Raw genomic sequence first — 25,225 nt, 5'->3', positions numbered from 1 at the left:
AGTGATGGGAGAGAATGTTCAAGAGTGGATTCTAAATGTTCAGATAAAGACATAAAAAAATGAGCGTATTTACATACACTCATTTTTACTACATTTTTCTAATATTTGCTTAACTGACTGGCATTACTCCATCGGGCGCTTTTTTAATACTCAAACACAAGAGCTGAGCCAAATTCTATTTAAGGTGCATTTGCCTGTGCATCTTCTTCATCTTTGGCGGGTTGCATCGACTCAATCATGTCGTGCTTGTTAAATTTCTTGTACTCTGGCTTTGCTTCATACCCCTTCCAGGCTTCTTTAACCTTGTCGGCGCTAATTTCATCTAAACTAATGCCTTCGCTTGGGGTTGGAGTCGCATCAAACTTTAACGTTGTCATATGTGTGCTCCTATATACTGGTTGATTCTGTTCCTTCACATCAACATAGCACTTTCTAGCAGACTTGCAAGGGCAAAATCACGTCAAATAGTTGAGTTTAATTTTTCTTTTAAGCTGTTCTCATCTAAAATATCGGACAAAGCTTTTTTGATCATGCCCGATCGATTCTTATTCGGAGTTTTCCTATTATGTCTTATCGCACCCTGTCCCAATTTCTACAACAACAAAGCGGAAATTTAACCCCTGAACTTGCACAGGTGATTGAGACCATTGCCAACACCTGCAAAACCATTGATCAGGCTTTACAAAAAGGTGCCTTAGCTGGGGTTCTGGGCAGCGCACAAAATGAGAACGTGCAAGGCGAAGAGCAAAAGAAACTCGATGTCATTTCCAATGATTACCTGATTGATGCCTTACAGAAACATCCCAATGTGGGCGGTTTAGCCTCAGAAGAACTGGATGAATTCACTCCGGCACAGGAAAATGGCCAATATTTAGTGCTGTTCGATCCGCTAGATGGTTCAAGCAACATCGACATCAATATGTGTGTCGGCACCATTTTCTCGATTCTTCCGGCAAAAAATGCAGTGACCCAAGCAGCTGATTTCATGCAGGCCGGTGTTCACCAAGTTGCTGCCGGTTATGTACTGTATGGCCCATCAACCATGATGGCCTTAACCGTCGGTGCAGGTGTAGTATTCTTTACCTTCGACCCGGAAGCTCAGGAATTCCTGCTGACTTCGGAAAATATCCAGGTGGCAGCGGATACCAAAGAATATGCAATTAATGCCTCTAACCAGCGTCATTGGGAAGCACCCGTTCAACGTTATATTGATGAACTGCTAGCAGGTAAAACCGGTCCGCGTGAAAAAGACTTTAACATGCGCTGGGTGGCCTGTATGGTGGGTGATATTCACCGTATTCTGTGCCGTAGCGGGATTTTCATGTATCCATATGACCTGAAAGATCCGAAAAAAGCTGGCCGTTTACGTTTAATGTATGAAGCCAACCCGATGAGTATGCTCATGGAACAAGCCGGCGGTGCGTCGACAACAGGTCGTGTACGTATTCTGGAAATTGAACCGACCGATCTGCATCAACGTGTACCAGTGATCATTGGTTCTAAAAACGAAGTTGATCTTGTTACTGGCTACCACGCTTAATTTTTTCTGATAACACCTGTGGGTCTGTGCTCACAGGTGTGGATGTTCTCCATGCCTACCTTATTTCTCGAATCGAAAGATAATCCTAAAATTAAGCACCTACGTGGCTTGATTGAACAAAACAGCTACCGTAAAAAACAAGGTCAGACTGTGCTTGAAGGTTCGCACCTTTGTCTGGCATGGTTAGAACAAAACCGGAAAATTAACGCGATTTTCACCACCGAAAATGCCCTGAAACATCCTGATCTGAACGATATTCTGGACCAGTATCAGGGTACGGTGTTTGTAATTGGCGAGTCTTTATATAAAGATTTAAGTACCTTGGGCACCACCCTTGCCTGTCTGGCTATTGTCGATTTGCCAAGTTCCAGTCAGGCGCTTGACTATCAGGCCGATACCTTAATCTTGGAAAATGTCCAGGACCCGGGCAATGTCGGCACCCTGCTACGCTCGGCTGCTGCAGCCGGCATCCAGCAAATTGTCTGCACCAAAGGCTCCGCCTCGTTATGGTCACCACGGGTATTACGTGCCGGGATGGGTGCGCATTTTTCTTTGCAGACCTTTGAAAATATCCAGCTCGAGGAGATTCTGGAACAGTTTAAAATTCCGGTCTATGTCACCAGCTCACACCGTTCCACCAGCCTGTATGCCAAAGACTTAAGCCAGCCATGCGTATGGATTCTCGGTAATGAAGGTCAAGGTGTATCGGATTACGCACTAGCACATGCCGAAGCCGTTACCATTCCACAACCGGGCGGACAGGAATCTTTAAATGTCGCGATTGCCGGTTCAGTCTGTTTTTTTGAAATGGTACGTCAACGACTCTAATACGTTAATTTATATTAAATAGGCTGGCCCTATTAAAAAAATAGATTACACTAGAAAAATAATAACTTGTAATGTCAACCGAACCATTATTTTTAACGTTAATAGTGCCATGAAGTTAAAAATAATGGTGGGTATCCAATGACAGGATTTTCCATCTCTATGGATTTAGCACCCAAAAAGTCTCAACCTGAAAGTTTGAGTACTCTGAAGAGTACGGCTGAACAACGCCTGAAAACTTTTATGCACGAGGTCACCGGGCGCGCCTTAGTGATGATGGAAAGTGCCACTCAGGGACAGCATGGCATCGCGATGGATCTGGTTCAGGAAGCCTTTATTTCCCTGCACAAATCCTATGCCGATAAAAGCACAGATGAGTGGTATCCGCTGTTCTACACCATTTTAAATAACAAATTACAGGACTGGCGACGTAAAGAAGCCCGTCGTGCACAACCCTTTTCATTTTTCCGCAAAGTCAGCCTGGATGACGATGATGTCGAACAAAATGATCTGGTCGATGAACGTGCACTCAATCCTGCTGAGTTTTTGGACCAAGCCATGACTGCTGAAGAAATTCAGGAGGCAATCGCCAAACTTCCGGTGCGTCAGCAACAAGCGTTTATGCTGCGGGCCTGGGAAGGGTTCGATACTCAGACCACTGCCCAGATTATGAATTGTTCTGAAGGCAGTGTAAAAACCCATTATCATCGTGCTATTCAGGCTTTACGCCAGACTCTGGCACATATGAATCCATATCTGGGAGGATCATCAGAATGAAACAAGATGATTTCTTAAAACAAGTGACTTCCAAACTTGATGGACTCGCCCACCACCACAAAGACAAAGCTGTGGTGATGAATCATGTTCTGGATCAGATTCAGGATAAGCAGACATCACGCTATGACCTGTGGAAAATGTCCGGTTTTGCACTTGCGGCTGCCATTGCAGGATTCGTCATTTTACCAAATTCGGTAGAAATGACCGCGCAACCGCAAAATCAGGTGGTGGCTACGCCAAAACTTTCACCACAAATGATGGAAGATCTAGAAATGTTATTGGTGCTGGGTGAGGATAAAGTTCAACATGGCAGCTAAACGTTTAGCATTCGCCTTCTGTGCGCTGGGCTTTTTGCAAACCAGCTTTGCAGGCTTTGAGCGTTTCTGGATTTTCTCCAAAGATGCAGACACAAAAATTGTTGAAAGCTGGGAAACCCTCTCAGATGAAGAACAATTGGCCTTAATCAAGCGTTATCAGAATTTAAAAGAACTGCCGTCCGATAAAAGTGCTTCTTTGCAACAGCGTATGGACTGGTTTATTCAGCTACCCGATGCAGAAAAGCAGAAAATGCGTGAAACCTGGCAAAAAATGAGTACCCAGGAACGCAAGGAACTCGGCCAAAGAATGCAGAAGGCCACGCCTGAAGAACGCGTGCTGATTCGTGAAGAATATATCAATAAATATATCACGCCGACAGAATACTAAGCGATTAAGCCACACATCAACCCAGTGCTGGTCCATAAAAAAGCCTCTTATCAGAGGCTTTTTTACATTCACTGGATTTATGATTTATGATTTAAACTGACGGCGTACACGATATACCGCCATGCCCAATAAACCAAATAATCCAGCAAGCCCTAGACTTCCACCACCGCTTCCTTCAGTATTGCTGTTTTTCGCGGTATTGATCAGGCTGATGGTCGCCTCATTGGACAGCTCCTGTTCAGCATCAAATACCGTGTATTTCAGCTCATAATCAAACGGGCTATAGCTGTTACGCACCTGAATCTGCAGGTTTCCGCCATAACAAGTTTCACGCACATAATCCCCTGGACATGGACCACTCCGGTCTGCCGTGACCAGTACACTTGAAGGCACATTGGTTAAACGGATTGGCAATTCAAGTCCATTGCTATCGGTATAAAAGGCCGGTTTATTTTGTCCAGACAGCAGTGTATTGACAGGTCCATCGCCATCATCACTGTCATTTTCCAGCGGATTGACATTAATTTTCAAATCCGAACCATATTCAATGGTGTAGCGGTCGGCTTTGGCAATCGGTTTGATGTTCATGAATTTTGCTTCAAGCAAACCACTCGACTGAACAGTTGGATCCGTCACCGACGTAATGGTATAGGCACAATAGGCAGAATCAATATTCTGGGTCACCTGATCATCGACCCGATAGAACAGAATCCGTTTTACATCGGCATCCCATTCGCATTTCAGGTTTGGATCATGCAGCAGTTTACTGCGGTCAAAGGCCACATCTTCTAAACCACCGCCAATACCATAGACTTCTGTACTGATATTAAAGTGTTCCGGTTTTAGTTCCAGCAATTGTGCCACGCTACCATCGGCATTTGGCTCATCATGCTTGAGGGCCAGTGCAAATGGATCGATATAAATAGTCCGATACTTCTGTTTTTGCTTGGAAAATTTAAGTAAATTTTCATAGTTTTGCAGATCTGCCTGATGTTGGGCCAACAGCTCTTTATTTTTCTCTGGTGCCTGAACCAGCGCTTTTAAACGGTCAATCTCCTGCTGATAGCTGTCAAACAAGGTCACATGCGACACGTTTTTCAGATTGACAATATCTGCTGCGGTCATACGCATGAGTTCAACCGAACCAATTTCACAGCTGTTTTTCTGTTCTGGGTCTAAAATCAGGGTGCCATCAGTCACACGCTGTAAACCACGCTGATCTGACACTTCACAGCCAAATCCTTCGACATTGACCAGGTCTGCATCATTGCCTAGATTTTTTGGATAATATAACGGCAGGAATAAGTTATAGGCTGAAGCCGGCTGCATTGGATAGAGCACATCACTTAACTGCTTGCCACTCAGATTCACCGAGCTCATTGAGTTTTCTTCTGTGCTCGCGAGCGTTTCCGGCAGGTCACATACCCCCTGCTCTACACTTTGTGCATTCGGGAAAATTAGCGCATTGCGTGATGAGCTGATATTCGGTTGCCGCTCGGTTAAATTGCCATTATTCAACGCATAACGGCATGATTTTCCGGTATTAAATGCCAGCACATTAAATCTTAATACTTTGATGCCTGAATCATCATAATAGAAGGTGCTGGCGGCCTCATTTTCGACAATGGTATTGTTATTTAAACTGAAGACCGATTGCGTACTGAGGCGGTGCTCCGGGCCATTGGCCAGGTTAAAAATATGCCCCTGCGTTAAGTTCGCTTTATTTTTAGCCACTGTGGTATTGGTTAAAGTCAGACGCGGCTTGCCACAAAAATCAAAGCTACTCAGGCTGTTGCTGTTGCCATTTTGAATGACACTGCTTTGCTGAATGGTGATATTGGCCTGGGTATCTGCTAGATTTGCCGTACAGTCCATCGCCAGCACACTGCCGACACTGGCGCTGTTCCCCTGAATCAGGCTATTCACCACCGTAATTGGCTGTTCCTGATTATGGGCAGCAATATACAGTGCACCACCCCGCGCTGCCTGCGAATCCAGAATTGCGGTATTGGTCAAGGTCAACGGTCCGGCAACCAGTAAAGCCCCGCCCAGCCCATCGCTATAGCCATTTTTAAGGGTCAGATCGTCAAACATGACATTGGCCTGACTGTCGAGCGTATTAACAATACGATGCAGCCCCTGGCCGTTAATAATGGTCTGATGCGGTATCAGCGCCGGATAACGGTGGGTAATAGGATCTTTCTTGCTGTAATCAAGCGGTGTTGCGCCCATAATCCGCACATTGGACTGCGGGCGTAATTCAGCATTTAACTTGTATTCACCCGCTTGCAGACGGATATAATCCACTGCAATATAGTTGGTATTGCCGACACTACAGCCCCCAAAGGCTTTGTTCTGTTTGGCCGCCACCAAGGCTTCACGTAGCGAACATTTATCCGGGTTTTCACCATTTTCATCGGCAAATGTGGTGACATAAATAGTACGGTCTTCTGCGGCCATTAATGACATGGCACTGACAATCATGACTCCCAAGAGTGCTTTTTTATAATTTTTCATTCCCTTTCCCTGTTTTTATTTTTTACGGCGCCAAGCTGCCAATAACATCAACATGAGCACGCCATAGCCAGCCACTGCTCCGCCAGATGTTTTAATTTTGTCACTGTCCATGTGGTTTTCAGGTGCCTGAATCACTTGTACACGAATTTCCACATACGGTTTGGTGGTGTTAAAACGTGTACTGCTGGTCACCAGTTTAATTTTAAAAACATCTGCGCCATGCCAGGCAGAATCCGGGGTATAAATAATCTTGCCCTGCTCATCAATCGTCAGTTGACCCTTGGAACTGGTCTGGGTCTGCTCAATCTGCACACAACCGGCCTGCCAGGCTTTCCCAGTCGGATTGCTGCTAAACAGACTGTCACAGAACTCGGCTGGTACCAGATCACTATCACCAATTAAATCGCTGACCGACATTTCGGCAATTTCACCGGCCAGAATATCCCGACCAATGAGACCTGAGGCATCAGGTACGGTAATTTCAATTGCACCACGGTCACACAAGGTATTATCCGAAGCTCGGTTCACCCCGCGCTGATCTGCCGAGGCACAAGTAACCTGCTCAGTGGTACCCACTTGTGCATAGCCTTTGTTGACGATTGGAGAGTCAGCCAGAGCCTGGTAATTCAGTAAAATACGTGGGCGAATATAGCCCAGGAACTGCTCTTCTTTAACCTGATACGGGCAGAATAAGGCGTCCTCATCTTCACTCAGCACTTTACAGGCGCCTTCCAGGATATTCCCGCTAAAAATATGGCTACCCTGCCAGATCTGGTTCGGGTAATTGGTATCACCCAGTCCACATTCTTCAGAGACCAGATTGTTTTGCAGCACGCTTTGATCGGCTGCCTCTTTGCTACAGTTAGCAGACTGCGCCGTCACAGGATGTGGATTGGCCAGCAGAATACTGTTGGCAATATAGCCTTTTCCTGCCGGGGCTTCTAAACGTACCCCTGCGCTATTGCCCATTAAAGTGACGTTATTGACCCCGATATTGTCTCTCAGGTTCAGCACATAGCCTTCATTGCGGTTAAAGGTCGTACTGCTGATGGTATTGGCAGCGGCCAGCAGCTTGAGATTTTCGACATCTTCTGTAGGTAACTGGGTGTAGAGGTTGGCAGATGCCAGATCGCTGGTTTTGTTGTCGCTAAACACCGCTGCATAAATCCGGAAGCTTGGCAGTCGGCTATAGATGGCGCCACCCTCGGTGGCATGGTTGTGCTGGATTAAACTGTTTTTAATTTCAATAAAGGCTGGCGCGATATTCTCTCCCACTTCAGCCAGATTATAGATGGCACCGCCCTGGTTGGCTCGGCCCTGACTCAGCTTGACATAATCCAGCACCAGGTATTCATGGTTCAGAATCAGGCCGCCCTGATTGGGACGGCAACTGTCGCTGCCACAGCCTTGCAGACTGACTTCGCTCAGGTTGACCTGAATACGTTTATCATCGCTGCTTTCAATATGAAAAATACGTTCATTACCGGCCATTTCGATAATGGCATTGTTCAGGCCTTTGATATTGTTTTCTTTCAGGCCGGTGTCATAGGTGGTTTTAATGCTTAAGGGTTGGGTGATTTTTAACTGCTGATTAAGTTTATAAACGGCGTGTTTTTCTAACAGAATGACATTGGAGGAATTTTCGCCACCGCAGCCATTATAGCCTTCTTCCGGCAACCCCAAATTAATATACTCGACTGCTTCGCGCAGTGAACATTCTTTATCATTGGCTTGAATATCTTCAGTGATGGTGACAACAATATTGCTACTATAAGCATGTCCCGCAATAAACAGCATACCAATGCCGATGCTCCGCTTGAGCATAAGCTTACTCCTTAACCTATTTATTCATTTTTATTTTTAAGTTGCAGCTTCCTTGCAACTAAGACTTATTTTGAGTGTAATTTGTCATAGCTAGAGTAATTACTCAAGTTTTTTTGTATTTTACCGATATTCGTCAATTAATGCGTAGATCTGACGCAAATTCGCACCGCTCAGTTTGGTTTTTTCGCCTTTTAGCAGCTGAATCAGTTGTTGCAGGCTTTGTAACAGCATTGAAGTCTGCTGCGGACCATGTAACAGCAAGTAGTCAATAATCTGCTGATCAATCTGAATACCTTTACGTTGCAGCACCGAAGTTACCAAAGCCTGACGGTCGGCAAACAGGCTGCCAGTCGGCACTTTCACACTCACAGCCTGAGTTAAACGGGACTGTAAATCGGGCAATTCCAGTTTCAGTTCAATCGGGGCAAAACGTGATGAAAACACCAATTGCCCGCCCATTTCATTGCTGTAATTGATTAAATGAAATACCGCGCGCTGCCAATGCGGCACGCCGCTAATCGCTTCAATATCATCCAGACAGACCAGATCAAAATGATCTAAAGAAGTAATGGCTTCGGTCGGGGCATCCAGAAGTTCCAGCAAAGAGACTTTAATCGCGGATTTGCCAATTTCCAGATAAGAATCGCAAATCGCCGAAAGCAGATGGCTTTTGCCGGTACCCGCACCGCCATAAACATAAAAACGGTTAACCAGTCCCGCATGCAACTGGCGCACTGCGTCAATTACATGGCCCCAGCCCGGACCAGAAAAATCACTGATTCGGGCATCGAGTTGAGGTTCTATATCAAGCTGCAGTTGACGCATATACAGAATAGGCCTTCGTTAAACATCTTTAGGATCAAGAGAATTCATCTTACTCGATTTTTCAGTCTGTTGCAGTGGCTTTGTCTGATCTTTCTCAAGATCAATATCGACATCCACCTGATCAGTTTCTATGCTGATACTGCCCGTTTGCTGGTCATGATGAATGATAGCCGTCGACTGTCCATACCACTGACTGCGTTCATAGCAATCCCGGGCATGACGCAGCAAGACCACAATTACCGCGGCAACCGGCAAGGCAATTAACATCCCGAGGAAACCGGCCAGTTGCGCACCAGCCAGTACAGCAAATACCACTGCTACCGGTGACAGTCCAATTTTATCGCCCAGTAAAAACGGTTGCAGCACGTAGCCTTCTACCGCCTGACCAATCATAAACACCACCAGCACCAAGAACAGTTGCATCCAGTCGATACCAAACTGCAATAAGGTGGCAATGACCGCAGCAATAATCCCGACCGCAAAACCTAAATATGGGATGATACTGGCCAGACCTGCCACCATCCCGATAATCAGGCCAACGTCCAGACCAATCAGTTGCAGACCGGTGGCATAGACCACACCTAGGAGGATCATCACCAGGAACTGACCTTTGACAAACGCGCCTAATACGTTATGGCATTCATTCACAATATGCAGGGTGCTGCGCTCATACGGACGTGGAATTAAACGGCGCAGACTGTCCAGCATACGGTCCCAGTCGAGCAGAAAATAGAAGGCAATAATTGGAATTAAAACAATGGTCCCGCCAATCTGGATAAAGTTCAGACCGGACTGCGCCACCCGTAAAATCATGGCTTGAATGCTGTCGGCGCTGTAATTGGTCTGCACATAGTCCATGATAATGGTTGACATATGCGTGGTATCAATTTCCATCTCATCGACATTAAAGGTTTCAGAAATCCAGGGCAAAAAGGTAGTATTGATCCAGTTAATTCCGACCGGAATACTGTCGCGGGCAATCATCAGCTGTTTCCAGACCAGCGGAATGATGTACCAGACTGCCACGGTCAGTAGAATCCCGATTCCGACAAAAACGATGCTGATGGATAACCAGCGCGGCACCCCAACCCGATATAAAGTATCAACCAGTGGACTGAACAGATAAGCCACAAGAAAGGCGACAATAAATGGAATAACGACCGGCTTGAGTAAATATAAAATCCAAAAAATTAAAGCTATCCCGGCAAGGATAAAAATGCGACGTAAAGTACGATCTGCCATAGAATCTCGCCTTTTTGCAGTGTAATCGTTATATAAAGTAAAATATTTTAATAAAGATAGCATTTTAGCGCATAAATAACATAAGAGTTTCGTATATTCGGGTTATAATCCCCCGCGCGAATGCGGAGACTTCATTATGAGCAACTCAACTTCTAACCCTACCCCTGGTTTAAGCTATAAAGATGCTGGTGTCGACATCGAAGCCGGTGACGCGTTAGTCGATCGAATTAAATCTGTTGCGAAACGCACCACTCGTCCTGAAGTGATGGGCGGATTAGGCGGCTTTGGCGCACTTTGTAAAATTCCTAAAGGTTATGAAGAACCTGTTCTCGTATCAGGCACAGACGGTGTTGGTACAAAATTACGTTTAGCCCTTAATTTAAACCGTCATGACACTATTGGTCAGGATCTGGTGGCCATGTGTGTGAACGACCTGCTGGTTTGTGGCGCAGAACCACTGTTCTTCCTCGACTACTATGCAACTGGTCACTTAAACGTTGATGTTGCAGCCAATGTAGTTACCGGGATCGGTCAAGGTTGTGAGCTTGCGGGCTGTGCACTGGTTGGCGGTGAAACTGCTGAAATGCCAGGCATGTATGAAGGCGAAGATTATGACCTTGCAGGTTTCTGCGTAGGCGTGGTTGAGCAAAGCAAAATTATTGATGGCTCTAAAGTCAAAGCGGGTGATGTTCTGATTGGTGTTGCGTCTTCAGGTGCACACTCAAACGGCTATTCTCTGCTTCGTAAAATTCTGGACGTGAAAAACGTTGACCTGACTCAAATCGTAGATGGCCGTCCGCTGGCAGATGCAGCGATGGAGCCAACCCGTATTTATGTCAAACCTATTCTTGAATTACTTAAATCTGTTGATGTTCACGCAATGGCGCACATCACCGGTGGCGGTTTACCTGGTAACTTACCACGCGTTCTGCCAAATGGTGCGCAAGCGGTAATTAACGAATCCTCTTGGGAATGGCCAGAACTGTTCAAACTGCTGCAAAAAGAAGGCGGTGTTGAACAATTCGAAATGTACCGTACCTTTAACTGTGGCGTTGGTATGGTATTGGCAGTGGATGCAGCGGATGCTGACAAAACTGTTGAATTGCTGAACCAGTTGGGCGAAAAAGCTTGGGCAATGGGTCACATTGTTGACAATGCAGAATCTGTTGAAGGTGCTGACGAAAAAATCCGTGTGATTTTTGCGTAATTGTCTATGTTGAAAATTGCTGTACTTGTTTCAGGCAGTGGATCGAACTTACAGGCCCTGATTGATGCCCGTCTTTCCGGGCAAATTGTTGGGGTCATTTCCAACAAGCCTGAAGCCTATGCGCTGGAACGTGCCCAAAAAGCCGGTATTGCCACTGCGGTAATTGAACACAAGCAATACCCAGACCGTGAAAGTTTTGATGATGTGATGCATCAACAGCTTTTAGACTGGGAGGTTGATCTGGTGGTGCTGGCAGGCTTTATGCGCATTTTAAGCGCCAAGTTTGTTAAAGCCTGGGAAGGGAAAATGCTGAACATTCACCCTTCTCTGCTGCCGCATTACAAAGGCATGCATACTCATCAACGGGTGTTAAACACGGGTGATGTCTATCATGGCTGTACGGTACATTATGTGACTGCCGAGCTGGATGCCGGTCAGGCGCTGGCCCAAGGGGTACTTACTGTATCGCATCAGGACAGCGTGGAAAGCTTGGCCAATCGTGTGCATGTGCTGGAACATCTGATTTATCCGCAAGTGGTGGAATGGATTTGTAGTGGTACGCTGCAGCACACACCAAACGCGGTGCTGTATCGTGGTCAGGTGTTAGCGCAACCGCTACAGTTCTGTCAGCGCTAAAATAAAAAGTAATATCTATAAAAAAACGCATCCTCGGATGCGTTTTTTTATGACCTGATTTTTCCCAAAAGTAATCTTAAGGTGCCTGATCCTGTAATAAGGATTTAATCATCTGTGCCACTTGCTCAGGCTGTTCCAGTGGGAACATATGACCGCCCGGCGCAACATGAAAAGGAATCCCGAATTTCTTCTCAATTTGCTGTGGAAACTTGCGGGCCAGAAACGGACCTTTCTCGGCCACCACCAGTTGTGCCGGTACTTTCAATTTGGCCTGTGGCAACCACCATAAAGATGGATTGGTACGGAAAATCTGTACTTCATCCATTTTAGGAATGGTAAGCGTCACCCCACCACGTACAGGATCTTCTGTCAGTGCATGGTCGATATAAGCCTGAAAACAGTCCGGATCAAAATCTTGATAAAAGCCTTTGGGTCTGAGCAGCTCGGCCGCCTGCTGACGTGACTCCCAATGATCACGGCGGCGTTTAGACAATCCCGCCGGTGACATTTTATCGAGGGCTTTCAGCTTCAACAGTTTCGCTACATGCATCACTAAGGCTTCTTTACCCATGATCATTGGCGGATCCAGCATGATCAGCTGGGAAAACAGTTCCGGGCGTTGCTGCGCGGCCTGAAAGCTCAGCACCGAACCAAGTGAATGACCCAGTGCAATCACCTTGCGGCCTTGTGCCTGCCGCACAATACTGTCAATCACCTGCTGGGTCAGACTGTTCCAGTGATTATCGATTGGATAACGTTTATCTGGCCCGAGCAAAGGCACATCAATCACGTCATAATCATCTTGCAGATGCTGAAATAGTTTTTGATAGACCCGTGACGGTACGCCATTGGCGTGAGCAAAATGGATTAATGGTTTCATTGTAATTTGGTACTTTGTTCAGATTGAATCTGCTGCGATACAGCGCTGGCCATCCCCTGACCTACCGCAGTGCCCATACGACCCAGCATCGAATCTAGCGGATTATATTCAATGGTATAGTTGACGGTTTTGTCGACTTTTAATTCACGTTTTAAAGTATTCATACTGCCCAGACGGTCAATAATCCCCAGTTTCAACGCCTGATCGCCGGTCCAGAATAAGCCGGAGAACAAGGTCGGATCATTGGCTTTTAACTTGTTGCCACGGCCCTGTTTGACTGCAGTAATGAAATGCGCATGCACATTATCTAGTACACCCTGAACATGGGCTTTTTGCGCTGGATCCACCGGTTGTGTCATCGACAGCAATGCCTTATTTTCACCGGAGGTCATGGTGCGATCTTCAACACCCAGCTTTTGCATTAAGCCACTGACGCCATAATTCGGCATAATCACTCCAATCGAACCAACTAGACTAGATGGATTGGCAATAATTTCATCGGCGGCTGAAGCAATATAATAAGCCCCTGAAGCACCGGTATCGCCAATCACCGCATACAGTTTTTTATCCTGATGCTGCTGTTTTAAATACTGGATTTCCTGCCAGATTTCATCGGACTGAACCGGTGATCCGCCCGGTGAATTAATATTTAACACCACCGCCTTACTGCCGCTTGCTTCATAGGCTTTACGCAGTGATTTAATGGTATTTTCACTATTGACGCTCTGTTTATCCGCTGCGATGGTACCCACAATATCGACCACGGCAATATGCGAACTGCTGGTCACGGCCGTAGCGGAATTATTGCTACAGCCTTTACCCATAATCACCAGCAGAATAAAAATATAGGCAAAGGTCAGGAACTTAAAGAAAATTCCCCAGCGTCTGGCGCGGCGCTGTTCTTCAACAGAGGCTAAAACCGCTTTTTCCAGTAACTTCCATTCGTTTCCTGTCGGTTGTTGTGCTGTGGGTGGATGGCTATTCTTGATTTCATTTTCTGGTTTAGGCGGCCAATCGGACATAAAAACAATCCAAAACTCGAGTTAATTTTCCTCCATTATATACGCCGAAAAACTGATTGCTGTCTAAATTGAATGTTTTCCCCTATAATATTTTCATTTTTAACCTTTTCTTTAGATTTCACTATACTGAATGACTGATAAACTCGCCCCAACGACTATCTCTCGTTTACTTCATTTTGTCAGTCGACAGCCTCTCAGCCTTTCCCGCTGGGCGGCCCGCGTATTGGCGGCATTTTTGAATGTCTTTCAGCTCAGCAAGACCTCTCAGGTGATTCGCCTCAATTTAAATATTGCCTTGCCGCATTTAGATGCAACTGAGCGCGAACAGCTGGCGCGTCAGGCCATTCGCAATGAACTCACCTCTTATTTTGAGTTTTTTAATATCTGGGGTGCAGAAAACCACAAGAATATTTCCCGCATTCATCAGGTGCATGGCGAACAGCTGTTACATGAGGCACTGGCTGCGCAAAAAGGCGTGGTGCTGATTGTGCCGCATTTTGGCACCTGGGAAATCATGAATGCCTGGGTGGCGCAGCATACTGAAATGACCATCATGTATAAACCGGTAAAAAATCCATCGGCTGATGAGTTTGTCCGTAATGCTCGCAGCCGTGAACAGGCCAATCTGGTGCCGACCAATGACAGCGGTATTCGTCAGATTTTTAAGGCACTAAAACAAGGTGGAACCACGGTAATTTTGCCGGACCACACCCCGCATTTGGGGGGTGAAATGATTCACTATTTTGGTCTGCCACTTGAATCCAGCAACCTGAGCGCCAAGCTGATTCAAAAAACTAAAGCCGCTGCCCTGTTTCTGTATGCACTGCGCAATGAACAGCAAGGTTTTGATATTTTCATTGAAGCCATGGACGCACGGCTCTACGACTGTTCTGCCAATGAAGGCACCGCAATGATTCACCAGAAGATTGAACAGCTGATTGCCCAGCATCCGGAACATTATCACTGGAGTTATAAACGCTTTAAGGCACATCCAGCCTTAAGACGGATTTATGATATTCCTACGGATGAAGCCTTGGCGTTAATTCAAAATACCAAAGCTAATTCCGCTTAATCACGCCGCAGCCAAACCCGCATATGCCGATACGGTAGCACCTCATTCTCAGTGGGATAAAACTGGATGCTACCCTGCTGCGCGGTCTGCCATAAGGGAATTTTTAAGGCGTTCAGTCGGGCTTTTACCTGCGTGCTCGGATGGCCATAACGGTTATTCAGCCCCGCCGATGCAATTGCCAGTTTAGGCTCCAGCTGTTTTAAAAACTGGTAAGATGAACTGTGCCGGCTACCATGATGGCCAAGTACCAGCACATCCACTTTTAAATCCGGATAATCCTGTAATAACTGATATTCAGTCGGCCAGCCTGCATCACCCATCAATAAAAAGCGAGAATAAGGCTGAGCCTGTGCAAACTCGACCAGCAGCACACAGGAACTTTCATTTTTCTGCTGTTCTACAGGATTTAACTGCTCCGGTTTCGGAGAGAGTACCTGTATCTGGATGCCCGGCTGCCACTGCCATTGCTGTCCTTGCTGGCAATAGTCAAAATGGCTATGAGGATTTACTTCAAGCTGAGCATTGGCATAGACCTGTTGCACCTGTAACTGTGGCTTTAAGGTCTGATAAGCGCCGCTATGATCCTGATCCAGATGGGTCAACCATAAATAATCTAACTGCTGCACGCCTTTGACACTTAAAAAGGGCTGGATAATCTGCCGGCCGATACTCCATTTCTGTTCATCATAATGACCGCCCATATCAATCATCATGCTGTGTTCACGATAGCGTAAAAAGATTGCCTGCCCCTGCCCAACATCCAGCACAGTAAGTTCCACCTGCCGAGAAAACTGATCCTGAAACAGCAAAGGCAACAAGCACAGCGCTGACCAGGCTTTAGGCACTAGACCTGCGGGAAGAAATAAAATCATCAGTCCCAGCACCAGACTCAGCAGCATCGGTGGGCTCAGCGCAACCGGAATCAGTTGTGGCACAAACAGCAAATCCAGCAACTGCAAACAACCCAATAACAGACTTAGCGCCAAGTCATTGAGCTGAAACAGCAACTGGCTCAGCGGTTCCGCCAGATAAAAACTTAAACCGGCCAGAATATCCAGCGGTACAGTCACCAGACCGATCCAGGGAATGGCCAATAGATTACTCAGCGGCGCAATCCAGGCAATCTGCTTGAAGAAGATGATCATCAGCGGAAACAGCGCAATAAAAATTTTCCATTGCGATTCAAATAACAGCCGGAAGCCCTGCCACAATTTCTGCATCAACGTCTGCTGCGGATGCACCGGTTGTTGCCGGAGGGTCTGGTAAATCCTTAACAGCACAAAGCAGGCGCCATAAGACAGCCAGAATGCCGCCGACAGCACACTCAACGGATCAAGCAGCAGCAATAACGAAGCACTACCAATCAGCAAAGACAGCGGCTGTATAGGCTGCTTTAGCAACAGGCAGGCGCCTGCCACCAGACAAATCAGTAAAGTCCTGAGCGCAGGAATTTCAAACCCAACATAGGCACAATATACAAATACACAGCCCATAAACGGCAGCAACAGCAGATAACTTCGGGGCAATTGCGCATATAATTCGGGCCAATAGCGAGTGACCAGGCGCTGCAGCACAAAACACAGCATGGCGGCAAAAATCAGCACATGCGGCCCGGAAATCGCCAGCAAATGACTCATCCCGAAACGCTGAAACTGCTGCTCGGTGGCTTCATCGAGTAAACTTTTATCGCCAGTCAGCAGTGCCAGTATTAAGCCGGGATGCTGCAATGCCTGCTGCTGGATAAAGTCACGAATCTGTAAACGCTGTGTTTCGATCCACAATTTAAATTGCGGCCAGAGTTGCTGATGCTGTCTTAAATGTGCCCCAAATCCCAGCCGATACAGTTCCGATTCAGTCAGTTCCACAATCGACTGGACCTGAAAGCCGCTCATGATATTTTGCTGGAGATACCACTGCTCTACATCAAACGCACCCGGAACGGCAAAACTGTGCGCCGGCAAGGTCTGCCCCTGTAAACGATAATAACGCCCCAGCTGTAGTTCCTGTTCAGCCGGCAGCAAGGCCAGCCATTGCACCGGCTGGCTATGCCGGTTCAGCACCTGAACCGGTTGCCGGAGCTGGCTGCTACCCAGCTGATTGATTTGCTGGACATAGACCACCACCTCTGCCGGCTGGCGGGTCAGTTCACGAAATATCAACCGCTCTTGCAACTGGTTTTGGGCAAAATTCAGCCCCAACAAAAATGTAATGACAAATGCCACACAGGTATTAATCAATTGGATGCCCAGATGGGACCAATGTAAAGCAGCTATTTGCTGTAAAAGCAGGATAATCAGTAACAGGCCTGACAACCAGAGCGGGAAATCCAGCATCGGCCATAGCGTTTTGCCCATACAGGCAATACCTACAATCCAGCCGGCACCCATGATTTTGAACATGTCGTTTTCTGTCTTATTTTTATTTTGAGCAAGCATAAAGCCCACCGGAGTGGGCTTCAAGGGTCATTGATCTGATAATCGGGTTTTAGTCGGGTACCCAGATGCCATCCTGCATATGCAAAATGGTATCGGCCGATTTGGCCAGCTCTTCATCATGGGTCACAATTAGCATGGCCATATTAAACTCACGGCGCAGCTCGCGTAACAGCTCAAAAATCTTGATGGCGGTTTTACGGTCCAGGTTCCCGGTCGGTTCATCAGCCAGCATGACTGCCGGCTTGGTGACAATGGCACGCGCCAAGGCCACACGCTGACGTTCACCACCCGACAGTTCACCCGGTTTATGGGTCAATCGATGCGATAAGCCTACCCGATCCAGCAGATATTCGGCCTGCTGTTTGACTTCTTTAAAGTTGCTTTCCTTACGCAGCATCAAGGGCATTGCCACATTTTCCAGCGCACTAAATTCAGGTAGCAAATGGTGGAACTGATAAACAAAGCCCAGATATTGGTTACGCAAATAACCACGCTCAGCTTCGCCTAAATTGTCAAAGCGCTGGCCATTTAAATAAACCTCGCCCTGACTTGGACGATCAAGCCCGCCAAGGACGTGCAGCAAGGTACTTTTACCTGAACCACTGGCGCCGACAATCGACACAAATTGTCCCTGTTCGATTTTTAAATCGAGGCCGCGCAGTACATCTACTGTGGTTTTGCCGTCAGTAAAATGTTTAGTGACCTGTTTGGCTTCTAGTACAGTTTTATTCATAACGAAGCGCCTCTGCAGGTTGAATTTTCGCCGCGCGTAACGCCGGATAAATTGTGGCCAGGAAACTTAAAATTAAAGACAGGCTGACAATGACCACGACATCTTGCCATCTTAAATGCGATGGTAAGTAGTTAATGAAATAGGCATCAAACAGATTCAAGCCCAAAACATTGTTCAGCCAGGCAATAAAACCACTGATGCTGGAGGCAAAAATAATTCCAAGAATCGCGCCGGAGACTGTCCCGATCACGCCAATCACGGTCCCTTGCACCATAAAGATTCGGGTAATCGTGCCCGGAGATGCACCTAAGGTCCGTAAAATTGCGATATCGGCTTTTTTGTCAGTCACCACCATCACCAGAGATGAGACAATATTAAAGGCTGCGACCAGAACGATTAAGAACAGTAACAGGCTGACCATGGCCTTTTCCATCTGAATCGCACTGAACAGGTTACCATGGGTATAGGTCCAGTCTGAAGCATAGAAATTGGCTGGCAGTTCACTCACAATGTCGTTGGCAACGGTAGGTGCGGCAAAAATATCGTCCAGCTTCATGCGTACGCCTTGTGCGCCATCCGGCAGACGTAACAGGGTCGAAGCATCATTCAGGGCGATATAGCCCATCATCGAATCAACTTCGGCACCAATGCTGAAAATCCCCACAATGGTAAAACGTTTAAAACGTGGCACCACACCGGCCGGTGATGGCGTTGCTTCAGGCAAGACCAAAGTAATACTGTCATTTAAACTGAGGCCCAAGGCATCGGTCATTTGCTTGCCCAGCACAATCCCAAACTCGCCTTTTTTCAGGTTATCAATGCTGCCTTCCACCATATGCTGATGAATAATCGAAACTTTCTTCTCATATTCCGGCTCGATACCGGTCACCATAATGCCGGAAACCTGACCGTGTGCGGTCAACATCCCCTGTAATTGGGTAAACGGTGCAGCACCTGTAACATGCTCATGTTGCTCAACTTTTTTTGCAAGTTCAGGCCAATCTGTTAAAATCTGGGTAGATGAAACAGTCGCTTGCGGAATCATCCCCAAGACCCGGTTCTTCAATTCACGGTCAAATCCGTTCATCACAGATAACACTGTAATCAGAACAGCAACACCTAAAGTGAGACCGATCATTGAAACCAGAGCAATAAAAGAAATAAAGTGATTACTGCGCCGAGCGCGCGTATATCTCAACCCTATATATAGCGAGATTGGTTTAAACATACCATCTAGTCCGAGGTAATACATTATGGAAAATTTACAGCATCAAAACGCTCAAAATGAACGTCGCGTGATGTCACGTATCGATGCTGCGTTGAGAATCAACTATCAGCTTATTTCTGATCAAGTTGCTCTTAATGATCCTTACGATCCTAATTTTATGTTGCCGCGTTATTTTCTACTACTCGCTGAATTAGATCAATTTGATCATGCGCTTAACTACGAATTAGAACAATTATCTGAAAAAGATCAACAAATTGCTCGAATCTTATCCTTATTCAACCAAAAATTAAACCTGATTACCGGTTCTTTATACGATGCAATTGTACAAAGCATGTTACCTGTACCAGAACAGGTCAACTTTTCCGAAAGCGGTTTAAGCTTCTACAGTGAGCGTGAAATTGCCGATGGCAGCTATATTCACGTGACCTTAAGTCATCCGGAAAATTTCTTTCATATTGCTGCAACTGCCCAGGTGGTCTATAGCAATGCCGAAGATAATGGCCGCTATCGTACCGGGGCCTATTTTATTACTTTACACCCGCAAGACCGCAGCAAACTGGCCGAAGTCATCCAGCAGTGTCAATCTAAATAAGTTTCAGGATGTGCCTGTTTACGTGCCAACGCCCGGCTTGCACGTAAATCATGGAAGAAATATAAGAACAAGCCAAACAATAAGACCAAAGCTCCAATCAGCACTGTCAAGCTCAGGGCTTCCTGATTCAGAAATGCACCAATTAGCAGGGCCAGCATTGGGGTCATGACAGTGGTCAGTGACAATGTGGTCGCCTGAATATTCTGTACCAGCTTAAAATAACAGAACATGGCAATCAGTGAAGCCATCACCACCGTATACAGCAAAGAGAATAAAGCCTTGGTTTCCGGAATTTCAGTCGGTGCATAAGGCCAGATTATTGGCAACATCAAAATTGCCATCAAGGTTGAAATCAGGATTGAACCAGTGGCCTGTGCCACAGGTTCCACCTTGGCATTCACTTTTTTGACCCAGAAAATGGACATGGCATAAATCAGCACGCTCAGCAGCATCAGACCAATCCCGACCGGCTGTACATGCTGGTTTCCTCCGCCCAGACAGATAATACCCAGTCCCAGCACTGCAACCAGCATCCCGAACCATTGCAGTTTTTTCAGACGCTGCTGAAAGGCAAAACGCCCAATCAGGCCGGCAATAATCGGCGCCAGACCAAACATCAGTGCAATCATGCCCGAACTTAAATAGCTGGTGGCCAGATAGGTAAAAATCTGGGAACCAAACAGGCTGCAGGAACCCGCCACATAACTGTGCAGAGCAGTCTGATCAACCGGAAAACGCACTTTGAGTAGCAATAAAAAGACAAAGGCCAGCGGCAAGGCAATAAAAAAACGTAAAGCCAGCGCCCACAGCATATGCAAATCCGACACACTCCAGACAATCGCCAGCGGTGTCGAGGCCCAGATAAACACCAGCAGCATATAAGTCAGGGCAATATTATTTTTTGAGGGCATGTAATTCAGCCGGTTTTACGTTTTTGTTTTTGAATGGTCTGATCCAGACTGCTGGAAAATTCACGTTTATCGCGCTCAGAAATTGGCGGTGGCCCACCGGTCTGCACGCCAGCGCCGCGTAGAGTATCCATAAAATCACGTAAATGCAGCCGCGCTTTAACATTGGCAGTGGTATAGATTTCACCACGTGGATGAATCGCAATACCGCCCTTTTCAATCACCTGCGCTGCCAGTGGAATATCTTGGGTCACCACAATATCGTTGGCCTGCATCCGCTCAACAATTTCCTGATCGGCCGCATCTGCGCCGCTCATGACCTGCAGGGATTTAATCCGCACCGATGGAGTAATGCCCACATTCTGATTGGCTACAAAAATTACTTCGAGCTGATAGCGGTCAGAAGCCCGGATAATCACATCTTTTAAAATTCTTGGTAAGGCATCGGCATCCACCCACAGCTTAAATGGCAGCACTTTCAATTCCGGCAATTTTGATGTCCCTAGTGTAGCAAAATTCACTCAACGTCGCGGTGGGAAATACAAGCTTTTTCACCAAGATAATGCTGGAGTAATAACACGCTGAATCAGCTGATTTTGCTTAAGCAGCTTAAGCTCATCCTTTGACTTTTCTCATCATTTCGGGCATTTTCAAAAGAGAAATCGGCGCCCCGACTTGAAAAATTTAAAACACCCTCGATTAAATAGATTAAGGCCACTCGACATTCTCTTAACGTGCTTATGAAAAATCAGAACAGACCAGACATTATTACCATTGAAGATCAAAGTTTTGGCAGCCATGTAGAGCATTGGACGCTGCTCACCGATCAGCCGAATGTTGATGTTCCCAAATGGTTAGGTCAGGCACTGGATGCACCCATCATGCCAATGGGGCTATGCGCACAAGAATGTGATATGGATGACAGCACCTGGCTGATTCAGGGTCCGGTCAAACAGCCGATTCAACTGGCGCAGGTCATTGCCGTAGAGGCCAATCAGCCGAAAGCGGTTAAAACGGCCTTTCCATGCTTTGAAAGCCCGTATAAAACCCCGGTGACCATTGAGCGGATTATTAGCTGCCCTTCCAATACCCAGGCGGTTTTGGGATTGAATCTGGGTGAAAACACCACGGTCTATGCCTTTGACAGTCTGTATAGCGTCAATCACCACCAGTACCAAAAAGACCAGACTTATATCGCGCATCTGAATGGTTGGGCTTACGAGCTGGAAGCCGTGGCAGAAGATGAGCAACTGATTGTTGATGATCCGGCCTCGATTAAACATCACCGTGCCTTAAATGATATTCTGGCGGCCAATAATGGTGTTGCCCCGGCCAATTTGCAGGAACAGATTGACGCCTGGGAGCCAAAATCTGAAGAAGATAAAGCCCCGGTGACCGTGAATTTCTCCAAAATGGTGGCCTATTTATATGGTGAAGTCTTAGGACAGGAAGATGAAGCCTGGTTCCAGGGCAATGTGGTCGGTAAAACCCAAGCGCAATTTATGAATCAGGATTACACCCTGTATGATGTCTGCCTGATTCATGAAGACAACCAGCCAGCCACTTTAATCCGTATTGCGACCAAAGAACCCAAGTTTGCTGATTTTGAAATTGGCCAGTTCATTCGCGGCAATATCTGGATTCAGGTCAGTATTTACGCGAAAAAACAATAATTTATATTTAAAGAAAGACCTGCTTCAATATGAGCTTTCAGCTTGAAGCAGGTCTTTTTTGTATCTTTTGAATTTATTTGATTATATTTTATCCACAGTTTTATTCTAAATAGCACTATTTTAAATTCAAAAATCACTTATTTATCCACAGTTTTAAATTTTAAAGCTTATTATTTAATCTCTATTGATTTTCATAGACTTAGATTAAATCTGTTTAAAAATTGAATATTGAATAAATCCGGTCAACAGAATGAAGAGATGATGTTCTGATTTTAAATCGGCTGAAAAGTTTATTAAGGAAAATGTATTTAGTACTTTATTTAACCAATTTTTTATGTTAATAATATGTGACAAATCGAAAGTATCAACGATAAATAGATCACTGGATATAATATCTATGAAAATCGTGCAAGAAGAAAACTTACAATCTGTTGAACATCAAATGGGTCAGCGTTATCGTCTGGATAAAATGTCCTGCCTGTTTTTTGTTCTGGGCATGATGATTTCTGCCTACCTGCTGCATCAATTTATTTTTTAATCCGTATTCCATATCCCATAAAAAAGCCCATCCTGATGATGGGCTTTTTCGTATACGCTGGATTAGCCGTTGCGTTTGGCAAAGTCATCCATAAAGTTAACCAGTGCCTGAACACCTTCAAGTGGCACGGCATTATAAATGCTGGCACGCATACCACCAACTGAACGGTGACCAGCCAGATTCAATAGATGATTGGCTTCCGCTTCTTGCAGGAACTGTTTTTCCAGATCGGCATTGGCCAGCGTAAATGGTACGTTCATGATCGAACGGTTGGCTTCAACAATCGGGTTGGCGTAGAAATCGCTTGAATCGATATAACCATAAAGCAGTTTGGCTTTTTCAAGGTTGGTCTGATGCATGGCATCAACCCCACCATTTTCCAGTAACCATTCAAAAACCAGACCGGATAAATACCAGGCATAGGTCGATGGCGTATTCACCATTGAACCATTTTTCGCCTGATCTGAATATTTCAGGATGCTTGGAATTTCCGGCTTGGCCTGATCCAGTAAATCTTCACGGATAATCACCAGGGTTAAACCTGCCGGGCCAATATTTTTCTGTGCACCCGCATAAATTAAACCAAACTTGCTAACATCTAGCGGTGCAGACAGAATGCTAGATGAATAGTCACACACCAACGGCTTGTCGGTTTTAGGAATGCTGGCAAATTGCAGACCACCAATGGTTTCATTGTCGGCATAATGCACATAAGCTGCATCTGCAGATAAATCCCACTCGCTTTGCGCGCTAATCGCATGTTTACCATCAATCTGAATACCTGCGTTCACGACATGAATATCGCCATAACGCTGTGCTTCTTTTAATGCTTTTTCAGACCAGATACCGGTATGGATATAATCGGCCTTGTTATTTTTACCGAGCAGGTTTAATGGAATTGCCGAGAATTGTAAGGATGCCCCACCCTGCAAGAACAGTACTTTATAGTTCTCAGGAATGTTCATGAGTTTGCGTAAATCGGCTTCTGCTTTTTCTGCAACCGCAACATAATCTTTGCTACGATGGCTCATTTCCATGATCGAAAGGCCTTTGCCGTGCCAGTCCAGCATTTCTGCTTGAGCTTTTTCTAATACGGCAGTGGGTAATGCAGCAGGGCCAGCACAGAAGTTGTACGCGCGCATGATTTTTCCTTGTCAAGGTGAAACACAATAAAATAGGCATTTAACCACATCTTGCTCGGGCTTGCACAAAATTATTTCAATCTTGGCACGCAGATACAGTCGAAAAATCAATATAGATTCACAAGATAATTTGAAATTTTCCAGCAGATTGGAAACCTATCTCACTCTATATCTAGCCCAATGTGGATGACCTCTTTCTATTACTTAAATACATTTTGCACTGATCTTGAATATATATGCAGTAATACGCAGCGATCTGGTAAAGCTTAGTAAAATGTAGTGATTAAGAGTGCACTCACTCACCAAATACCTGAATATTCAAGTTGCGGATTTTACTGCTACCGCCCGGCTGGTCAAAGCTGACGTCATATTGCACCAGATTTTTCGGATATGCATATTCATAGCTAATCTTGTACTGACCCGGCTGATTACTACCGGTTTCAATACTTTTGGTCATCAGGGTACGCGATTTATATTCGCCTTTTGGAATCACCTTGGCAAAGCGTTTCATGACTTTCTGGTTGTCCTGAAAATGGCTTTTGAGTTCTGGTTCGAGATGATTCAGAAACTGCTCGAACTCGCCATCACGTAAATTGTCATAGGCCGCCTGTGCCACCTGTTCCTGCTGCGGACTCGGATTTGGAATGGCGTCCATGGCTTTTTGACCCAGCTGATCACATCCGGCCAAAGCCAGAACACTCAAGCCTATCCATAATTTAAGCTGCATATCGGGTTATTCCTGTACGGTACTGTGTAAAAAAGGACGCCGAAGCGCACTGCTGTCCCACAATTTTTCACAAGAGGAAGCTCATTTGAGCTTCCTCTTGTTTTATGGGTATTTTATCGGGTGAAAATAAAGCTTTTAAAGTTCTTCTTTCAAACAAATTCACTTGAATTATTCTGA

At 45.9% G+C, this 25,225-nt stretch carries 25 protein-coding genes; 11 read left to right on the top strand and 14 right to left on the bottom strand.

Annotated features, from left to right (window positions below; translation table 11 throughout):
* Positions 1–179 precede the first annotated feature (179 nt).
* Positions 180–377: an NF038105 family protein gene (locus FTU54_RS12745; protein WP_163145979.1), complete on the bottom strand. Its 198-nt coding sequence runs from the start codon at positions 375–377 to the stop codon at positions 180–182.
* Positions 378–565: 188 nt separating this feature from the next.
* Here FTU54_RS12745 and FTU54_RS12740 point away from each other — a divergent pair, with 188 nt between their 5' ends.
* The 5 genes from FTU54_RS12740 to FTU54_RS12720 all read left to right on the top strand — a co-directional run bounded on the left by FTU54_RS12740 (position 566) and on the right by FTU54_RS12720 (position 3,847).
* Positions 566–1,540, top strand: a complete 975-nt coding sequence (locus FTU54_RS12740; protein ID WP_005176592.1) for a class 1 fructose-bisphosphatase — start codon at positions 566–568, stop codon at positions 1,538–1,540.
* A gap of 51 nt (positions 1,541–1,591) precedes the next feature.
* Positions 1,592–2,368, top strand: a complete 777-nt coding sequence (locus tag FTU54_RS12735) for an RNA methyltransferase (protein WP_168369657.1) — start codon at positions 1,592–1,594, stop codon at positions 2,366–2,368.
* Positions 2,369–2,527: 159 nt separating this feature from the next.
* Positions 2,528–3,142 carry an RNA polymerase sigma factor gene (locus tag FTU54_RS12730; protein ID WP_005176588.1) on the top strand — a complete coding sequence of 205 codons (615 nt, stop codon included), beginning with the start codon at positions 2,528–2,530 and terminating at the stop codon, positions 3,140–3,142.
* Entirely contained in the window at positions 3,139–3,459 is a 321-nt protein-coding gene (locus tag FTU54_RS12725) for a hypothetical protein (RefSeq protein WP_168369658.1), read from the top strand. Before FTU54_RS12730 ends, FTU54_RS12725 begins: the two co-directional genes overlap by 4 nt.
* Positions 3,449–3,847: a DUF3106 domain-containing protein gene (locus FTU54_RS12720; RefSeq protein WP_005176585.1), complete on the top strand. Its 399-nt coding sequence runs from the start codon at positions 3,449–3,451 to the stop codon at positions 3,845–3,847. Before FTU54_RS12725 ends, FTU54_RS12720 begins: the two co-directional genes overlap by 11 nt.
* Positions 3,848–3,931: 84 nt before the next feature.
* Here FTU54_RS12720 and FTU54_RS12715 read toward each other — a convergent pair whose 3' ends face one another.
* From FTU54_RS12715 to cxpE, 4 genes are all read right to left on the bottom strand, one after another.
* A complete protein-coding gene (locus FTU54_RS12715) occupies positions 3,932–6,364 on the bottom strand; it encodes a CSLREA domain-containing protein (protein WP_180074816.1) in 2,433 nt (810 codons plus the stop codon).
* A 15-nt stretch (positions 6,365–6,379) separates the two neighbouring features.
* Complete coding sequence (gene rbtA, locus FTU54_RS12710) at positions 6,380–8,188, bottom strand: rhombotarget A (protein ID WP_180074815.1); 1,809 nt, start codon at positions 8,186–8,188, stop codon at positions 6,380–6,382.
* 120 nt (positions 8,189–8,308) lie between these two features.
* Positions 8,309–9,013 (bottom strand): DnaA regulatory inactivator Hda, encoded by a 705-nt coding sequence (gene hda, locus FTU54_RS12705; RefSeq protein ID WP_005176580.1) that lies wholly within the window; start codon positions 9,011–9,013, stop codon positions 8,309–8,311.
* An 18-nt stretch (positions 9,014–9,031) separates the two neighbouring features.
* Positions 9,032–10,255, bottom strand: coding sequence for a chloramphenicol efflux transporter CxpE (gene cxpE, locus FTU54_RS12700; RefSeq protein WP_180047248.1), 1,224 nt, complete (start codon positions 10,253–10,255; stop codon positions 9,032–9,034).
* 136 nt (positions 10,256–10,391) lie between these two features.
* Between cxpE and purM the strand changes: the two genes are divergently transcribed.
* Together purM and purN are read left to right on the top strand one after the other, a co-directional pair.
* A complete protein-coding gene (purM, locus tag FTU54_RS12695) occupies positions 10,392–11,462 on the top strand; it encodes a phosphoribosylformylglycinamidine cyclo-ligase (RefSeq protein ID WP_005176576.1) in 1,071 nt (356 codons plus the stop codon).
* Between the two features lie 6 nt (positions 11,463–11,468).
* Positions 11,469–12,098 (top strand): phosphoribosylglycinamide formyltransferase, encoded by a 630-nt coding sequence (purN, locus tag FTU54_RS12690; RefSeq protein WP_104500385.1) that lies wholly within the window; start codon positions 11,469–11,471, stop codon positions 12,096–12,098.
* Between the two features lie 76 nt (positions 12,099–12,174).
* On the opposite strand, the gene FTU54_RS12685 is transcribed toward purN, so the two are convergent.
* Positions 12,175–12,978 carry an alpha/beta fold hydrolase gene (locus tag FTU54_RS12685; protein WP_005176572.1) on the bottom strand — a complete coding sequence of 268 codons (804 nt, stop codon included), beginning with the start codon at positions 12,976–12,978 and terminating at the stop codon, positions 12,175–12,177.
* Entirely contained in the window at positions 12,975–14,000 is a 1,026-nt protein-coding gene (gene sppA, locus FTU54_RS12680; protein ID WP_168406944.1) for a signal peptide peptidase SppA, read from the bottom strand. Before sppA ends, FTU54_RS12685 begins: the two co-directional genes overlap by 4 nt.
* A 130-nt stretch (positions 14,001–14,130) precedes the next feature.
* Here sppA and FTU54_RS12675 point away from each other — a divergent pair, with 130 nt between their 5' ends.
* A complete protein-coding gene (locus FTU54_RS12675; protein ID WP_168408347.1) occupies positions 14,131–15,072 on the top strand; it encodes a lysophospholipid acyltransferase family protein in 942 nt (313 codons plus the stop codon).
* Here the strand turns inward: FTU54_RS12675 and FTU54_RS12670 are convergent.
* From FTU54_RS12670 to FTU54_RS12660, 3 genes are all read right to left on the bottom strand, one after another.
* A complete protein-coding gene (locus tag FTU54_RS12670; protein ID WP_171301056.1) occupies positions 15,069–17,471 on the bottom strand; it encodes a DNA internalization-related competence protein ComEC/Rec2 in 2,403 nt (800 codons plus the stop codon). The two genes, FTU54_RS12675 and FTU54_RS12670, sit on opposite strands and share 4 nt — an antisense overlap.
* 85 nt (positions 17,472–17,556) lie before the next feature.
* Positions 17,557–18,240 carry a lipoprotein-releasing ABC transporter ATP-binding protein LolD gene (lolD, locus tag FTU54_RS12665; RefSeq protein ID WP_005176563.1) on the bottom strand — a complete coding sequence of 228 codons (684 nt, stop codon included), beginning with the start codon at positions 18,238–18,240 and terminating at the stop codon, positions 17,557–17,559.
* Positions 18,233–19,468: a lipoprotein-releasing ABC transporter permease subunit gene (locus FTU54_RS12660; RefSeq protein ID WP_005176562.1), complete on the bottom strand. Its 1,236-nt coding sequence runs from the start codon at positions 19,466–19,468 to the stop codon at positions 18,233–18,235. The genes lolD and FTU54_RS12660 overlap by 8 nt, the downstream gene beginning before the upstream one ends.
* A 25-nt stretch (positions 19,469–19,493) precedes the next feature.
* On the opposite strand from FTU54_RS12660, the gene FTU54_RS12655 reads away from it, so the two are divergent.
* A complete protein-coding gene (locus FTU54_RS12655) occupies positions 19,494–20,060 on the top strand; it encodes a PilZ domain-containing protein (RefSeq protein ID WP_005176561.1) in 567 nt (188 codons plus the stop codon).
* Here FTU54_RS12655 and FTU54_RS12650 read toward each other — a convergent pair.
* Together FTU54_RS12650 and FTU54_RS12645 are read right to left on the bottom strand one after the other, a co-directional pair.
* Positions 20,048–20,971: a DMT family transporter gene (locus FTU54_RS12650; RefSeq protein ID WP_180074814.1), complete on the bottom strand. Its 924-nt coding sequence runs from the start codon at positions 20,969–20,971 to the stop codon at positions 20,048–20,050. The two genes, FTU54_RS12655 and FTU54_RS12650, sit on opposite strands and share 13 nt — an antisense overlap.
* A 5-nt stretch (positions 20,972–20,976) precedes the next feature.
* Positions 20,977–21,444: a YaiI/YqxD family protein gene (locus FTU54_RS12645; RefSeq protein WP_005176559.1), complete on the bottom strand. Its 468-nt coding sequence runs from the start codon at positions 21,442–21,444 to the stop codon at positions 20,977–20,979.
* Between the two features lie 264 nt (positions 21,445–21,708).
* On the opposite strand from FTU54_RS12645, the gene FTU54_RS12640 reads away from it, so the two are divergent.
* Together FTU54_RS12640 and FTU54_RS12635 are read left to right on the top strand one after the other, a co-directional pair.
* Positions 21,709–22,641 (top strand): hypothetical protein, encoded by a 933-nt coding sequence (locus tag FTU54_RS12640; protein ID WP_075168247.1) that lies wholly within the window; start codon positions 21,709–21,711, stop codon positions 22,639–22,641.
* Between the two features lie 397 nt (positions 22,642–23,038).
* The gene (locus FTU54_RS12635) at positions 23,039–23,179 is read left to right on the top strand and encodes a hypothetical protein (protein WP_005176552.1); all 141 of its coding nucleotides are present in this window, start codon (positions 23,039–23,041) and stop codon (positions 23,177–23,179) included.
* A 62-nt stretch (positions 23,180–23,241) separates the two neighbouring features.
* Here the strand turns inward: FTU54_RS12635 and serC are convergent, their stop codons facing one another.
* The gene (gene serC, locus FTU54_RS12630; RefSeq protein ID WP_180054536.1) at positions 23,242–24,321 is read right to left on the bottom strand and encodes a 3-phosphoserine/phosphohydroxythreonine transaminase; all 1,080 of its coding nucleotides are present in this window, start codon (positions 24,319–24,321) and stop codon (positions 23,242–23,244) included.
* A 295-nt stretch (positions 24,322–24,616) separates the two neighbouring features.
* On the bottom strand, positions 24,617–25,048 hold the full coding sequence (locus FTU54_RS12625) for a DUF3887 domain-containing protein (protein ID WP_104488818.1): 432 nt from the start codon (positions 25,046–25,048) through the stop codon (positions 24,617–24,619).
* Between the last annotated feature and the right edge of the window lie 177 nt (positions 25,049–25,225).

The sequence above is a fragment of the Acinetobacter sp. YH12116 genome, from assembly GCF_013418895.1.
Taxonomy (GTDB): Bacteria; Pseudomonadota; Gammaproteobacteria; order Pseudomonadales; family Moraxellaceae; genus Acinetobacter; species Acinetobacter indicus.
The sequence above is the reverse complement of the archived record's forward strand: the minus strand, read 5'-3'. Positions and strand labels throughout refer to the sequence as shown.